The following is a 15,773-nucleotide window of genomic DNA, read 5'->3' on the forward strand; positions in this document are numbered from 1 at the left end:
GCCGTTAAGAAATGGAACTAACAAAAGAGCAGTTTCTTCATGATTTTAAGGACATTTTGCATGAAGAACAATTGATTAAAGTAGAAGATGCCACTTCGGCAGAACTGTTTCAAACCTTAGCACGTACAATTCGTAAATACATCACTCCTATGTGGTTGGAGCGACGAAACAAATTAGTAGAAGACAAGCAAAAAATTGCTTATTACTTTTCTATTGAATTTTTGCCTGGGCGAATGCTGGAAACCAATTTACTAAATCTTGGAATCCTCGATGTTGTCAAAGAAGGATTTGATGAATTAGGTGTTGATTTCACAGCTGTCAAACAGGCTGAGTACGATATGGCGCTAGGGAATGGCGGTTTGGGTCGCTTAGCAGCAGCTTTTATGGATTCATTGGCAACCACAGGTTATCCTGGATTTGGTAATGGAATTCGCTATCGCTATGGATTATTCAAACAAAAAATTGTGGACGGTTACCAAGTCGAGTTGCCTGATGATTGGTTTGGTAGTCTCGGAAATGTTTGGGAAACACGTAAGGATCATGATGTTGTAGATGTTAAAATCTTTGGAAATGTCTATCTGCAAGCCAACAAAGAAGGGCGAATGCTTCCCATTTATGAAAATTCGCAAACTCTCCGTGCAGTACCTTACGATGTACCACAAATTGGTTTTGGAAATGACGTTGTCAACAATCTTCGTCTTTGGGATGTCGAAATTCCTGAAGAATATGAATTAGACTATCCAACGATTGAAGCGCGTCGCAAGGTACAGGATATTACAGCCATTCTTTACCCAGATGATTCAAGTTATGAAGGAAAAGAGCTACGCTTGATTCAAGAATATTTCATGACCAGTGCCGGTTTGCAGACCATTATCAAATCCTATCGGAAACAAGGTCTGCCTTTAGAGCAAATTCATGAAAAGGTATCGGTTCATATTAACGATACACACCCAGCAGTTGCACCAGCAGAATTTATGCGACTTCTGTTAGATGATTGCGGTCTTGAATGGGCAGACGCTTGGAATGCGACAGTTCAGACGATGAGCTATACCAATCATACCATCCTTTCAGAAGCCCTAGAAAGATGGGATGCGGAACTCTTTAAAAATGTTCTTCCTCGTGTTTATCAAATTATTCTTGAAATTGACAATCGTTATATTGCTGATATGGCTGCGCGTGGCATTGACCCACAAGTGATTGAACATACTCGGATTGTCAAAGATAATCAAATCCACATGGCACATTTGGCGATTATTGGCGGTCATTCGGTCAATGGAGTGGCCAAACTTCACACAGAACTTCTCAAAGAAGATACGTTGCGTGATTTTTATGCTATTTATCCTGAAAAATTCAATAATAAAACGAATGGCATCATTCAACGTCGTTGGTTGCAAATTGCAGATGAACCATTGTCAAATGAAATTGATCGTTTGATTGGTAAGGGCTGGCGGACGGATATTCATGAACTTCGTAGACTCTTAGACTACAAAGATGATCAGCATGTTTTGAGCGAATTTTATAATGTTAAGCAGGAAGCTAAAGCACGTTTAGCAGCTTTCATCAAAGAATCTACAGGAGTGGAAGTGTCAACGGAAGCTATCTTTGATGTGCAAGTGAAACGGCTTCACGCCTATAAGCGTCAATTGCTCAATTTGCTCCATATTCTTAAGCTATATTGGGATTTGAAAGATAATCCTGATAAAGATATGGTGCCGCGAGTTTTCATTTTTGGTGCTAAAGCAGCACCAGGTTATCATTTTGCAAAATCTGTTATTAAATTAATCAACGAAGTAGCAAATCTTGTGAATAATGATGAAAGTTTACAAGGCAAATTAAAAGTTGTTTTCCTTGAAAATTATCGTGTCAGTTTAGCTGAACTCATCATTCCTGCGGCAGATGTGTCAGAGCAAATTTCTCTTGCTTCCAAAGAGGCTTCAGGAACATCTAATATGAAATTTATGATGACAGGAGCTATTACCTTGGCAACTCTTGACGGAGCCAATATTGAAATCAAAGATGAAGTTGGAGATGACAATATTGTGATTTTCGGTATGAACAAAAACGAAGTCTACGACCATTACGCACGTCATGATTATGATTCACGCGGTGTCTACGAAGACAATCCAGTCATTCGGCGTGTAGTTGATAGTTTCGTAAACGGAACCATTCCAAATGTCCGGAATGAAGGCGCTGAGATTTATGAAGCTTTGATTACACACAATGATGAATACTTCCTTCTAGAAGACTTTGCTTCGTACGTAGCTGCACAAGAAAAGATTGATCAACTCTATCGCGACAAAGAAAAATGGGCGCGTATGAGTCTTGTTAATATTGCAACGTCTGATAAATTCACATCAGATGATACGATTGAACAATACGCCAAAGAAATTTGGAACCTGAAAAAGGATTAAGCTAGGGGCTGGGACCTATCCAGCCTCTTTGTTGAAAAGTTAGTTTATTTCATTTGATAGAGGAAGATTTTGTGAAGTATCAGATTTCAATAAATAAGAACAAGATTACTATTTTTTTATAAAGGTAGATTTATAGTGAAACAAACTTCGTATTTTCGCTATCTAGGTTTATCATTATTGCAGAAATACCTTGCTTTTTTGGAAAATGAAGTAAATCCTTATAAAACGTTTCCAAAAGACAAAAACATTTGACAAAAAGAATTTTTAGGACTAAACTAAGTAAGTAAATTTTAAACATAAAGGAGAATTCATCATGAATTTAACATTTTTTGGATTATGTCTTGCCTGTATGGGTGTTTCGCTCGCTGAAGGTTTTTTAATGGCAAATCTATTTAAATCAGCATCACGTCAACCAGAAATCATTGGTCAGTTGAGAACGCTCATGATCATGGGGATTGCCTTTATCGAAGGTACTTTCTTCGTAACACTTGCGATGTCATTCATCATTAAATAAGAAAAGAAAGTTATCCTTTAGAAAAGGGGGTGGAGTTCGTTGGAAGAAAGTATAAATCCAACTATCACTTTAGGTCCTGTGACTTTTGATTTGACTCTACTTGCTATGTCTCTTCTAACTGTATTTATCGTATTTGCCTTTGTTTATTGGGCTAGTCGGAAAATGACGCTGAAGCCTTCTGGCAAACAAAATGTCTTAGAATACCTCTATGATTTTGTTATTGGCTTTACAAAGGGAAATATTGGCGATAAATATATAAAGAATTATTCTCTATTTATCTTTTCCTTATTCCTTTTCGTTGCAGTAGCTAACAATCTTGGTTTGATGGCAAAAGTGCAGACAACCAATGGTTATAATTTGTGGACATCTCCAACGGCCAATCTTGCCTTTGACTTAGGATTTTCATTTTTGATTACCTTAATTTGTCATGTTGAAGGGATTCGCCGACGGGGAGTGAAAGCTTATCTCAAGGCATTTGCGACACCTGCTGGAATGACTCCAATGAATATTTTGGAAGAATTCACTAATTTTGCCTCTCTGGCTCTGCGTATCTATGGTAATATTTATGCGGGTGAAGTTCTGTCTGGTTTGTTGTTGACTTTATCACAACAAGCTGCTGGTTGGTATCCAATTGCTTTTGTCTTGAATCTTGTTTGGACTGCTTTTTCAGTCTTTATTTCATGTATTCAAGCATATGTATTTACCATGTTGACATCTATGTATCTAGGTAAGAAAATTAACAGTGAGGAATAGAAGGGAGATAAGAGATGAATATTACTTTAGGTAGTCTTATTGGGGATTTTATCCTTGTAGCAGGCTCATTTCTTCTGTTAATCATTTTAATCAAGAAATTTGCCTGGGAGAATATCACAAGTACTTTTGAGCAACGTGCTAAAAAGATTTCAGACGATATTGATGGTGCAGAATCAGCTCGTCAAAAAGCAGAAGATTTAGCGCAAAAAAGAGAAACAGAATTAGCAGGTAGTCGTCAGGAAGCGACAACCATTATTGAGAATGCTAAAGAAACTGCTGAGAAAAATAAGGCAGGAATCTTGGCAGATGCAGCTGATGAAGCTGGACGTTTAAAAGAGAAAGCAAATCAAGAAATTGCTCAAACCAAAGCAGAAGCCTTGAACAGTATTAAAGGTGATGTAGCTGATTTGACTGTAAATCTTGCTAGTAAAATTTTAGGCCAACAGTTGGATCAAGAAGCTCACAAAGAGTTGATTGACCGGTACATTGACAAGCTAGGAGATGCTTAATGGACAAAAAAAGATTTGCGGTAGTTGAAAAATATACCACACCTTTTGTCCAACTTGTGATTGAAAAAGGGCAACAAAAAAATGTCTTTGAACAGCTTCATCAAATGAAAGACATTTTGGATGATACAAACTTAGTTGCCTTTCTATCGCACATTGGTGTTGATGATACAGAAAAAGAAAAAAGCCTTCGCTATTTTCAAGGATCTGATTCGCTTTTGATTGACAACTTCATTGAAGTTATTATTCACAATCATCGTGAAGATCTTTTTTATGATATTTTAGTAGAAAGTCTTCATCAGCTTGAAATGATTAGTAATGAATTTGAAGTGACGATTAAATCCATTCAGACTTTATCTGAGACTCAAAAATCCAAAATTATTCCAATTGTTGAGCGAAAATTTGGATTGCAAGTTCGTTCCTTAAAAGAAGAACTTGATGCGAGCCTTATTGGTGGCTTTATCATCACTGCTAATAATAAGACAATTGATGCAAGTATTAAACGTCAATTACAAACAGTAAAAGAAAAATTGAAATAGAAAGTGGTGTGAATTTTGGCGATTAACGCACAAGAAATCAGCGCTTTGATTAAGCAACAAATTGAAAATTTCCAGCCAAATTTTGACGTCACGGAAACAGGGGTCGTCACTTATATTGGTGATGGAATCGCACGTGCCCATGGTCTTGATAATGCCATGAGTGGTGAGTTGTTGATTTTTGAAAATGGCTCATATGGTATGGCACAAAACTTAGAATCAACAGATGTTGGGATTATCATTCTAGGTGATTTTACTGATATTCGCGAAGGTGATACAATCCGTCGTACTGGTAAAATCATGGAAGTACCTGTTGGAGATGCTTTGATTGGGCGGGTTGTTGATCCACTTGGTCGTCCGGTTGATGGACTTGGTGAAGTCAAGACAGACAAGACACGCCCAGTTGAAACGCCTGCTCCAGGAGTTATGCAACGGAAATCTGTATCAGAACCTCTTCAAACGGGGTTGAAAGCGATTGATGCTTTGGTACCAATTGGTCGTGGTCAACGGGAATTGATTATCGGAGATCGTCAAACTGGTAAAACAAGTATTGCAATTGATGCGATTTTGAACCAAAAGGGACAAGATATGATTTGTATCTACGTTGCTATTGGACAGAAAGAGTCAACGGTTCGTACGCAAGTAGAAACGCTTCGTCAGTATGGAGCGCTTGATTATACAATCGTTGTGACGGCGTCAGCCTCTCAACCGTCACCATTGCTGTTTTTGGCTCCTTATGCTGGTGTGGCAATGGCAGAAGAATTTATGTATAATGGTAAACACGTTTTGATTGTTTATGATGATTTATCCAAACAAGCGGTTGCCTATCGTGAACTGTCACTTTTACTTCGTCGTCCACCAGGTCGTGAAGCTTTCCCTGGAGATGTGTTCTATCTTCACAGCCGTCTTTTGGAACGGTCTGCAAAAGTTTCAGATGAACTAGGCGGTGGCTCTATCACAGCGTTGCCGTTTATTGAAACACAAGCAGGAGACATTTCAGCTTATATCGCAACTAATGTGATTTCCATTACAGACGGTCAAATCTTCTTAAGCGATAGTCTCTTTAATGGGGGGGTTCGACCAGCTATTGATGCCGGCTCATCTGTATCGCGTGTAGGTGGTTCTGCTCAGATAAAAGCTATGAAGAAGGTAGCTGGTACACTCCGTATTGACCTTGCTTCTTATCGTGAACTAGAAGCCTTTACCAAGTTTGGTAGTGATTTGGATGCTGCGACACAAGCAAAGTTAAACCGTGGTCGTCGGACAGTAGAAGTATTGAAACAGCCTGTTCATGAACCACTACCAGTTGAAAAACAAGTGGTTATCTTGTATGCATTGACACATGGCTTCTTGGATAGTGTACCTGTTGATGATATTCTTCGTTTTGAAGCAGAATTGTTTGATTACTTTGATGCTCATCATGAAGGCATCTATGAAACTATTCGTCGGACAAAAGATCTTCCAGAAGAAGCTGCTCTAGATGCTGCAATTACTGAATTTATCAATCAGTCTAGCTTCAAGTAAGAAGAGAGGTATCAGATGGCAGTTTCATTAAATGATATAAAAAATAAAATTGCATCCACAAAAAACACCAGTCAAATCACAAATGCTATGCAGATGGTGTCTGCTGCAAAGTTGGGAAAATCTGAAGAAGCAGCCAAAAATTTTCAAATCTATGCTTCTAAGGTCAGAAAATTATTGACGGATTTACTTCATGGACATGAAGCTCAAAATTCCAAATACCATCCTATGCTTGTTAGTCGTCCGGTTAAGAAAACGGCTTATATCGTTATCACATCGGATCGTGGCTTGGTAGGTGGTTATAATGCGACCATTCTCAAATCCATGATGGAACTTTTTGCGGAATACCATGATAAAGATGATTTTGTCATTATTTCAATCGGAAGTATGGGTTCGGATTTCTTTCGTGCTCGTGGTCTCCAACCAATTTATGAACTGCGTGGTTTAGCAGATCAACCAAGCTTTGATGAAGTCCGTAAAATCATTAACAAAACGGTTGAAATGTATCAAAACGAATTATTTGATGAATTGTATGTTTGTTATAATCATCACGTCAATAGTTTAACAAGCCAAATGCGTGTTGAACAAATGCTTCCAATTGTGGATTTGGATCCAAATGAAGCAGATGAAGACTACGTTTTGAATTTGGAATTGGAATCAAGTCGAGATGTCATTTTGGATCAATTGTTGCCTCAATTTGCTGAGAGTATGATTTATGGGGCAATTATTGATGCGAAAACTGCTGAAAATGCAGCAGGAATGACCGCCATGCAGACAGCAACAGATAACGCAAAGAAAGTTATCAGTGATTTAACGATTCAGTATAACCGTGCTAGACAAGCTGCTATCACGCAAGAAATTACTGAAATTGTGGCGGGTGCAAGTGCACTAGAATAGTGTCACATAAAATAAATAGATAGAGGAGAAAAGAATGAGCTCAGGCAAAATTGCTCAGGTTATCGGACCAGTCGTTGACGTTTCGTTTGCAGCTGGTGATAAATTACCTGAGATAAATAATGCACTTGTAGTCTATAAAAATGACGAAAATAAATCAAAAATCGTCCTTGAAGTAGCTCTTGAGCTTGGTGATGGAGTGGTTCGAACTATTGCCATGGAATCCACTGATGGGTTGACTCGTGGTATGGAAGTTCTAGATACTGGTCGACCAATTTCTGTTCCAGTTGGGAAAGAAACACTTGGTCGTGTCTTTAACGTTTTAGGCGATACCATTGATTTGGAGGCTCCATTTGGTGAAGATGCAGAACGTCAACCAATCCATAAAAAAGCTCCAACTTTTGATGAGTTATCTACTTCATCAGAAATCTTAGAAACAGGAATAAAGGTTATTGACCTTTTAGCCCCCTACCTCAAAGGTGGGAAAGTCGGCCTCTTCGGTGGTGCTGGCGTTGGGAAAACTGTCTTGATTCAAGAGTTGATTCATAATATAGCCCAAGAACACGGTGGGATTTCAGTCTTTACTGGTGTTGGGGAACGGACTCGTGAAGGGAATGACCTGTACTGGGAAATGAAAGAATCTGGTGTTATCGAAAAGACAGCTATGGTCTTTGGGCAAATGAATGAACCGCCTGGAGCACGTATGCGTGTAGCTTTGACTGGGTTAACGATTGCAGAGTATTTCCGTGATGTGGAAGGTCAAGATGTTCTTTTATTCATTGACAATATCTTCCGTTTCACTCAAGCAGGTTCTGAAGTGTCAGCCCTTCTTGGTCGTATGCCATCAGCTGTGGGTTACCAACCAACCTTGGCTACTGAAATGGGGCAATTACAAGAACGTATTACATCAACGAAAAAAGGTTCTGTTACCTCAATTCAGGCTATCTATGTGCCAGCTGATGACTATACTGACCCTGCGCCAGCTACAGCTTTTGCTCATTTAGATTCAACAACTAACCTTGAACGGAAATTGGTACAATTAGGTATTTATCCAGCAGTAGATCCGCTTGCTTCTAGCTCACGTGCGCTTGCTCCTGAAATTGTCGGTGAAGAGCATTATGCTGTTGCAGCAGAAGTAAAACGCGTCCTTCAACGTTACCATGAATTGCAAGATATTATTGCTATTTTGGGTATGGATGAATTGTCAGACGAAGAAAAGACCTTGGTTGCTCGTGCACGTCGGATTCAGTTCTTCTTATCACAAAACTTTAATGTGGCGGAACAATTCACCGGTCAACCAGGCTCTTATGTGCCAGTTGCTGATACGGTTCGTGGCTTTAAAGAAATTCTTGAAGGTAAATATGATCATCTTCCTGAAGATGCCTTTCGCGGCGTTGGTTCTATTGAAGATGTGGTTGCTAAAGCTGAAAAAATGGGATTCTAAGAGGTGACTTATGGCTCAAATGACAGTACAAATCGTTACACCTGATGGTCTGGTTTTTGATCATCATGCAACGTTTGTTTCCGTTAAAACTCTTGATGGAGAAATGGGGATTTTGCCGCATCATGAAAACATGATTGCTGTTTTGGCTGTCGATGAGGTCAAAGTGAAGCGGATTGATGAAGAAGATCATGTCAATTGGATTGCGGTGAATGGTGGAATTGTCGAAGTTGCTGATAATTTGATTACCATCGTTGCAGACTCTGCTGAACGCGCTCGTGATATTGACATCAGTCGTGCTGAAAGAGCAAAATTGCGTGCCGAGCGTGCCATTGAAGAAGCACAGGAAAAGCATTTAATTGACCAAGAACGTCGTGCCAGAATTGCCCTTCAACGTGCCATTAATCGAATTAACGTTGGAACAAGATTATAATACGAAAAGGCCAATTGGCCTTTTTATAATGGCTTTTTTGCTATCAGTACCTGATTTGTGTCTGATAGTTTGCTCTCATCTATTTTTTTGGTATAATGGGGATATGATTCAGTTAATTTTTACGCTTAGTAGCTACATGATTTTTATTTTTCTTTCATTTCACTTGCTTTCTACTGTTGTGAATTGGGAAAGACTATTAAAGGTGAATGCTGACAATGCTCTTAAGATCCGATTCCTAATTTTATTGCTTAGTATTGCGTTAGGGTTTTTGCTCAGTTCTTTCTTCCTTAATCTCTATACATTGGGACGAGATATGTTTAATAGTAATTTATAGGATAAGAAAAGAAATATAATAGGTGTTTTGGAGAAATATGGATAAAATTATTATACAAGGCAGTTCGAATCCATTAGTCGGTTCGGTTAAAATTGAAGGTGCCAAAAATGCTGTTTTGCCTTTGCTTGCAGCAACTATTCTAGCGACGACAGGGAAAACAACTCTAACCAATGTTCCGGTTCTATCTGATGTATTTACGATGAACAATGTGGTTCGTGGATTGAATACAAAAGTGATTTTTGAACAAGAAGAGAACAGGATTACGGTGGATGCTACACAGCCGTTGAGCGAAGAAGCTCCTTATAAATATGTGAGTAAAATGCGTGCTTCTATCGTGGTATTAGGTCCGATTTTGGCAAGAAATGGTTATGCCAAAGTTTCTATGCCTGGTGGCTGTACGATTGGAAGTCGTCCTATTGACCTTCATTTGAAAGGATTGGAGGCAATGGGAGCTGAAATTAAGCAGACGGCTGGATTTATTGAGGCCAAAGCTAACCGATTGCATGGAGCTCATATTTACATGGATTTTCCAAGTGTGGGTGCGACGCAAAATATCATGATGGCAGCAACTTTAGCGGATGGTGTAACAGTGATTGAAAATGCAGCGCGCGAACCGGAGATTGTTGATTTAGCTGTTTTATTGAACAAAATGGGGGCTAAAGTTCGTGGTGCAGGTACGGAGACACTAACCATTACTGGAGTTGAGGAGCTGATGGGGACAAGCCACAGTGTAGTACAAGACCGCATTGAAGCCGGGACTTTTATGGTAGCAGCTGCTATGACTGGCGGTAATGTCCTTGTGCAAGATGCTATTTGGGAGCATAATCGTCCACTTATTGCGAAATTGCTAGAAATGGGTGTGTCTGTTACGGAGGAAGATGAGGGTATCCGTATTCAATCTGACATTTCTAAACTAAGAGCAGTCAATGTCAAAACTCTTCCTCATCCTGGTTTCCCGACAGATATGCAGGCACAATTTACAGTTTTGATGACGGTTGCTAAGGGTGAATCCACTATGATTGAGACTGTTTTTGAGAATCGTTTCCAACATCTGGAAGAAATGCGTCGAATGGGTTTACACTCGGAAATTATGCGAGATACAGCTCGTATCGTTGGTGGTCAAGCTTTGCAAGGAGCTGAAGTGATGTCAACAGACTTGCGTGCGAGTGCTGCGCTAATTTTGACAGGTTTGGTTGCAGACGGTGAAACAAAAGTAGGTCAACTAACTCATTTAGATAGAGGTTATTATCAATTTCATAAAAAACTGGCTAATTTGGGTGCAAATATTAAGCGAGTGAAGGAAGAAGACGATGAATAATAATTTGAAATATGTTAAAAAACAAGTCGGAATTGTTTTGGCAGTCTTATTGTTTGGTTTGATTTTGTTTGCAGTTGGATTAGTGGTAGGATATGGTGGTAAGGATCCGTGGTCAATTTTATCACTAGATAAATGGCATACCATTATCAGCAAATTTACAGGACGATAATTTTAATAGCAAAAAGAGGCAAAATAAAAACTAACTTCTTATTCAAAAATGTTCGATTACAAGATGCAGTAATTGCGTGACTTCTAGTTGTTGAGTGTATCAGTTTTTAGAGGGCAATAACTTTGAGGGAGTGAGACAAAAGTCGTGATTTCGTAGAAATTGACTTTGTAGTCCCACCCCCTCCTATTTATTTAAAGGGGAGTAGAAATGGCGAGAAAGAAATCCAACCAGAAAGTAGCGCAAAGTGTAGCAGGCGTATTTCTTGCACTTGTTCTTGCGCTGGGAGGTTATTCTTTTAGCAATTATCATAATCATAGCAGTACGAAGCATTCTGACAGCACTGCTATTAACAGGAGTATTCGTAAGAATTATGCAGCACCCAGTCAAGAATTAGCACAGAGCATTTTAACAGATTCTGTCAAACGACAGCTCAAAGGGAAAATCGAGTGGAATGGCGCAGGGGCTTTTATTGTCAATGAGAATAAAAATGATTTAGATGCTAAAGTGGGAAGTATTCCTTATGCGGATAATAAGACAAAATTGGTCAGAGGTCGAACTGTTCCAACGGTAGCAGATGCTCTTTTGTCCAAAGCTACTCGTCAGTATAGGAATCGTGAAGAAACAGGTAATGGTTCAACAACTTGGACACCTGCTGGCTGGCATCAGGTGAAGCATTTATCGGGTGAATATCATCATGCAGTTGACCGTGGACATCTGCTAGGTTATGCCTTGATTGGTAACTTGAAAGGCTTTGATGCTTCGACTAGCAATCCTAAAAATATTGCGGTGCAAACGGCTTGGGCGAATCAAGCAAATGCTAGCCATTCTACAGGTCAAAATTTTTATGAAACGAAAGTACGTAAAGCTCTTGATAAAAATAAACGAGTTCGGTATCGAGTGACCTTGATTTACGCAAGTGAGCAGGATTTAGTACCGGTTGGTTCACATATTGAAGCCAAGTCTAGCGACGGTAGTTTGGAAATAAATGTCTTTGTGCCAAACGTACAGACAGGAATTCGATTAAATTATCAGACAGGAGAAGTGACGGTCACCAACTAAATTTGGAGTTAATAGCCCATATGCTTTTGCATTTTTATCATCTTTTTGTTATACTGTTTTTGCATAGGCGTGCTTTGGCACGCTCTATTTTGTCTAAAAAGTGTATAAGTGCTTTTTTATTGCGGATTATTTTATGATGTAGGGAGGAGAAACATGAAGTATATTTGGTCTTATTTGAAAAAATATCCCAAATGGTTGCTATTGGATTTCTTTGGTGCGGTCTTCTTTGTTGTGGTGAATCTCGGTTTACCGACTGTTTTAGCACGGATGATTGATGAAGGGATTAACCAAGAAGACAACAACCGTTTGTATTATTGGGCGCTTGTGATGCTTATTGTGATTTTGTTGGGAATTTTGGGGCGGATCGTGCTTTCTTATGCAGCTGGTAAGTTGACAACGAGTATGGTGCGTGATATGCGTAATGACATCTACGACAAATTGCAAGAGTATTCCCATCATGAATACGAGCAGATTGGTGTTTCATCCTTAGTGACACGGATTACCAGTGATGCTTTTGTTTTGATGCAGTTCGCAGAACAATCCCTAAAAATGGGTGTCATTACACCAATGATGATGATTTCTAGTGTGGTGATGATTTTTTTCACTAGTCCTTCCTTGGCTTGGATTGTTGCAATTTCTGTTCCTTTCCTCGGCATTGTCGTTTGGTATATAGCAGTCAAGACTCGTCCTTTATCAGAAAAACAACAAAAAACTTTAGATAAAATCAATCAATACGCACGTGAGAATTTAATGGGGCTGCGCGTTATTCGTGCTTTTGCTCGAGAAGAATTTCAAGAAGAGCGTTTCGCTTCACAAAATGATATTTATGCGAATAATTCGAATCGTCTGTTCAAGTTAACTGGTTTGACAGAACCTCTTTTTGTTCAAATTATCATCGCGATGATTGTTGCCATTGTCTGCTTTGCTTTAAAACCACTAGGTACAGGAGACTTGCAAATTGGAGATTTGGTTGCTTTTATCGAATACAGTTTTCATGCATTGCTGTCATTTCTGTTGCTGTCTAGCTTGTTTACTATGTATCCTAGAACTGCTGTTTCGAGTGAACGGTTAAAAGAAGTAATGGAAATGCCCATTTCGATCAATCCAAACGAAGATGGTGTGACTGAGACAGACAGTCATGGTTATTTAGAGTTTGACAATGTTACCTTTGCATATCCTGGTGAAACAGAGAGTCCAGTCTTGCATAATATTTCCTTCAAAGCAAAACCTGGTGAAACAATTGCCTTTATTGGTTCAACAGGTTCAGGGAAATCATCTCTGGTGCAGTTAATTCCACGCTTCTATGATGTAACTTTAGGAAAAATTTTAGTGGATGGGGTAGATGTGCGCTCTTATAATCTAAAAGCATTGCGGCAGAAGATAGGCTTCATTCCACAAAAGGCTTTGCTGTTTACGGGAACAATCGCAGAAAATCTGCGGTATGGGAAAGAACATGCCAGTTATGAAGAATTGACACAAGCGGCAGATGTAGCACAAGCTAGAGATTTTATCGAAAGTAAGGAAGAACGCTTTGAAACCCATTTAGCTGAAGGGGGAAGCAATCTCTCAGGTGGGCAAAAGCAACGCCTTTCTATCGCACGTGCTGTCGTGAAAGAACCAGATATTTATATCTTTGATGATTCATTTTCTGCGTTGGACTATAAGACCGATGCCATTCTTCGAAGTCGACTCAAAGAAGTTACGCAAAATGCTACTGTATTGATTGTAGCACAACGCGTGGGAACCATTATGGATGCAGATCAGATTATTGTTCTGGATAAAGGAGAAATTGTCGGGCGCGGAACACATGAAGAATTGTTGCGACAAAACGACATCTATCGCGAAATTGCTAATTCTCAGTTTAATAGTCAATCACTAACAGAAGAATAGGAGGGAAAGATGAAACAACATAGTTTTATGCGCTTGTGGAGTTACTTAAAAGTTTATAAACTCTCAGTAATCCTTGCTATCTTTTTGAAGGTGGTGAGTATTGTGATGAGCGTGCTAGAGCCTTTTGTACTTGGTCTTGCTATTACAGAATTGACACGAAATGTGCTGGACATAGCAAAAGGAGTCGAAGGCGCCAGTATAAATACAACATATGTCTTTGGGGTAATGGCACTTTACCTTTTGCGTGGTTTGTTCTATGAAATTGGGGCTTACTATTCTAATTATTTTATGACCAATGCAGTGCAAAATACAGTACGTGACATGCGCAATGAGTTGAGTTCTAAAATTAATCAAATTCCAGTTTCTTACTTTGATAAGCATCAATTTGGAGATTTGCTAGGGCGCTTTACCAGTGATGTAGAGACTGTCTCAAATGCGCTTCAACAATCATTCTTACAAGTTGTAAATGCGGTTTTGACCATTACCTTAGTTATCGGAATGGTCTTGTATCTTAATTTTCAACTGGCTTTGATAGTGATTGCTAGCATTCCGTTGACCTATTTTGGGGCGACCTTTATTTTGAAAAAATCACAACCATATTTTAAAAAGCAAGCAGATACGCTAGGTGTCATGAATGGATTTGTTCAAGAAAATCTAACTGGTTTTAATGTGCTGAAACTCTATGGTCGTGAAGAAACATCTTCAGACGATTTTCGAGAAATCACGCAAAACCTCCAAGAAGTCGGGTTCAAAGCTAGTTTTATTTCTGGCTTGATGATGCCAATTTTGAACGCAATTTCAGATTTGACTTATCTGCTTGTAGCGGTCGTTGGTGGTTTGCAAGTCATTTCTGGACAATTAACAATTGGGAACATGCAAGCTTTTGTACAATATGTATGGCAAGTAAACCAACCAATTCAAAATTTAACGCAGTTAGCTGGGCAATTACAAAGTGCTAAGTCTTCGCTGGATCGTATTTTCCAAGTCTTAGATGAACCAGACGAAGTAACGGATATAAAAGAGCAATTAGAACATGATTTGACAGGACAGGTTAGTTTTCAACATGTTGATTTTCAATATGTAGAAAGCAAACCGCTCATTCGCGACTTCAATTTGGAGGTAAAGCCGGGTGAAATGGTAGCAATTGTCGGTCCGACCGGTGCTGGAAAGACCACCCTCATCAATCTACTCATGCGCTTTTACGATGTAACAGCAGGTTCAATTTCTGTTGATGGTCACGATATTCGTAACTTATCGCGCCAAGATTACCGCAAGCAATTTGGCATGGTCTTGCAAGACGCTTGGCTCTATGAAGGAACAGTAAAGGATAACTTGCGTTTTGGAAATCTGAGTGCAACAGATGAGGAAATTGTGGATGCTGCCAAAGCTGCTAATGTAGATCATTTCATTCGGACACTTCCAGGTGGCTATAATATGGAAATGAATCAGGAGTCTAGCAATATCTCGCTGGGGCAAAAACAATTATTGACCATTGCGCGCGCACTATTGGCAAATCCCAAAATCTTAATTTTGGATGAAGCAACCTCGTCGGTTGATACGCGCTTAGAGCTCTTGATTCAAAAAGCGATGAAGAACCTCATGCAAGGACGGACAAGCTTTGTCATTGCTCACCGCTTATCGACAATTCAAGAAGCTGATAAAATTTTAGTGCTTAAAGACGGACAAATTATTGAACAAGGAACTCATGAATCACTTCTAGCTGATAGAGGCTTCTATTATGATTTATATACGAGCCAATTTGCTAAGAAAGAAGCTTAATAAGTAAGAGAATAGACAAAACCTCTCAAAGTAATGAAAACACGACCTCAGTCTAGATTAGCAGTTAGCTAATTGGATGAGTTCGTGTTTTTTATTTTTGATCATACTAAGATTGAAAGGCAATCATTCTGTATCGCGACTATTTTTCACAACATCTTTGAGGGGACAGTCCATTTCTTCGATCAGTTTGGGAGATGTAGGGAATAGGTTTCGTT

The 15,773-nt window shown here is 39.2% G+C and carries 15 protein-coding genes; all 15 read left to right on the top strand.

All coding sequences use genetic code 11. The features are described 5' to 3' along the window. The first annotated feature begins 11 nt into the window (after nt 1–11). Entirely contained in the window at nt 12–2,411 is a 2,400-nt protein-coding gene (locus H8787_RS04500; RefSeq protein WP_039676884.1) for a glycogen/starch/alpha-glucan phosphorylase, read from the top strand. Between the two features lie 313 nt (nt 2,412–2,724). Then, nucleotides 2,725–2,925, top strand: a complete 201-nt coding sequence (locus tag H8787_RS04505) for a F0F1 ATP synthase subunit C (RefSeq protein ID WP_003025282.1) — start codon at nt 2,725–2,727, stop codon at nt 2,923–2,925. 39 nt (nt 2,926–2,964) lie between these two features. Next, nucleotides 2,965–3,678: a F0F1 ATP synthase subunit A gene (gene atpB, locus H8787_RS04510; RefSeq protein WP_003025280.1), complete on the top strand. Its 714-nt coding sequence runs from the start codon at nt 2,965–2,967 to the stop codon at nt 3,676–3,678. 14 nt (nt 3,679–3,692) lie between these two features. Then, nucleotides 3,693–4,187: a F0F1 ATP synthase subunit B gene (gene atpF, locus H8787_RS04515; RefSeq protein ID WP_003037243.1), complete on the top strand. Its 495-nt coding sequence runs from the start codon at nt 3,693–3,695 to the stop codon at nt 4,185–4,187. After that, nucleotides 4,187–4,723 carry a F0F1 ATP synthase subunit delta gene (locus H8787_RS04520; RefSeq protein ID WP_025271879.1) on the top strand — a complete coding sequence of 179 codons (537 nt, stop codon included), beginning with the start codon at nt 4,187–4,189 and terminating at the stop codon, nt 4,721–4,723. The genes atpF and H8787_RS04520 overlap by 1 nt, the downstream gene beginning before the upstream one ends. A 15-nt stretch (nt 4,724–4,738) precedes the next feature. Beyond that, nucleotides 4,739–6,244, top strand: a complete 1,506-nt coding sequence (gene atpA, locus H8787_RS04525; protein WP_003069752.1) for a F0F1 ATP synthase subunit alpha — start codon at nt 4,739–4,741, stop codon at nt 6,242–6,244. A 15-nt stretch (nt 6,245–6,259) separates the two neighbouring features. Then, complete coding sequence (locus H8787_RS04530; protein ID WP_003069751.1) at nt 6,260–7,138, top strand: F0F1 ATP synthase subunit gamma; 879 nt, start codon at nt 6,260–6,262, stop codon at nt 7,136–7,138. A 34-nt stretch (nt 7,139–7,172) separates the two neighbouring features. Beyond that, the gene (gene atpD, locus H8787_RS04535; RefSeq protein WP_039676894.1) at nt 7,173–8,579 is read left to right on the top strand and encodes a F0F1 ATP synthase subunit beta; all 1,407 of its coding nucleotides are present in this window, start codon (nt 7,173–7,175) and stop codon (nt 8,577–8,579) included. 10 nt (nt 8,580–8,589) lie between these two features. Continuing rightward, the gene (locus tag H8787_RS04540) at nt 8,590–9,009 is read left to right on the top strand and encodes a F0F1 ATP synthase subunit epsilon (protein ID WP_003069748.1); all 420 of its coding nucleotides are present in this window, start codon (nt 8,590–8,592) and stop codon (nt 9,007–9,009) included. A gap of 103 nt (nt 9,010–9,112) precedes the next feature. Further along, the gene (locus H8787_RS04545; protein ID WP_080564559.1) at nt 9,113–9,343 is read left to right on the top strand and encodes a DUF1146 family protein; all 231 of its coding nucleotides are present in this window, start codon (nt 9,113–9,115) and stop codon (nt 9,341–9,343) included. Between the two features lie 37 nt (nt 9,344–9,380). Further along, complete coding sequence (gene murA / locus H8787_RS04550; protein ID WP_048800084.1) at nt 9,381–10,661, top strand: UDP-N-acetylglucosamine 1-carboxyvinyltransferase; 1,281 nt, start codon at nt 9,381–9,383, stop codon at nt 10,659–10,661. Further along, the gene (locus tag H8787_RS04555; protein WP_003069742.1) at nt 10,654–10,830 is read left to right on the top strand and encodes a DNA-directed RNA polymerase subunit beta; all 177 of its coding nucleotides are present in this window, start codon (nt 10,654–10,656) and stop codon (nt 10,828–10,830) included. Before murA ends, H8787_RS04555 begins: the two co-directional genes overlap by 8 nt. A 207-nt stretch (nt 10,831–11,037) precedes the next feature. Then, entirely contained in the window at nt 11,038–11,889 is an 852-nt protein-coding gene (locus tag H8787_RS04560; protein ID WP_187328324.1) for a DNA/RNA non-specific endonuclease, read from the top strand. A 153-nt stretch (nt 11,890–12,042) separates the two neighbouring features. After that, on the top strand, nt 12,043–13,779 hold the full coding sequence (locus tag H8787_RS04565) for an ABC transporter ATP-binding protein (RefSeq protein ID WP_187328325.1): 1,737 nt from the start codon (nt 12,043–12,045) through the stop codon (nt 13,777–13,779). A gap of 9 nt (nt 13,780–13,788) precedes the next feature. After that, the gene (locus H8787_RS04570) at nt 13,789–15,558 is read left to right on the top strand and encodes an ABC transporter ATP-binding protein (protein WP_039676902.1); all 1,770 of its coding nucleotides are present in this window, start codon (nt 13,789–13,791) and stop codon (nt 15,556–15,558) included. The last annotated feature ends 215 nt before the right edge of the window (nt 15,559–15,773 follow it).

Source organism: Streptococcus sp. NSJ-72 (assembly GCF_014334035.1).
GTDB classification, from domain to species: Bacteria; Bacillota; Bacilli; order Lactobacillales; family Streptococcaceae; genus Streptococcus; species Streptococcus constellatus.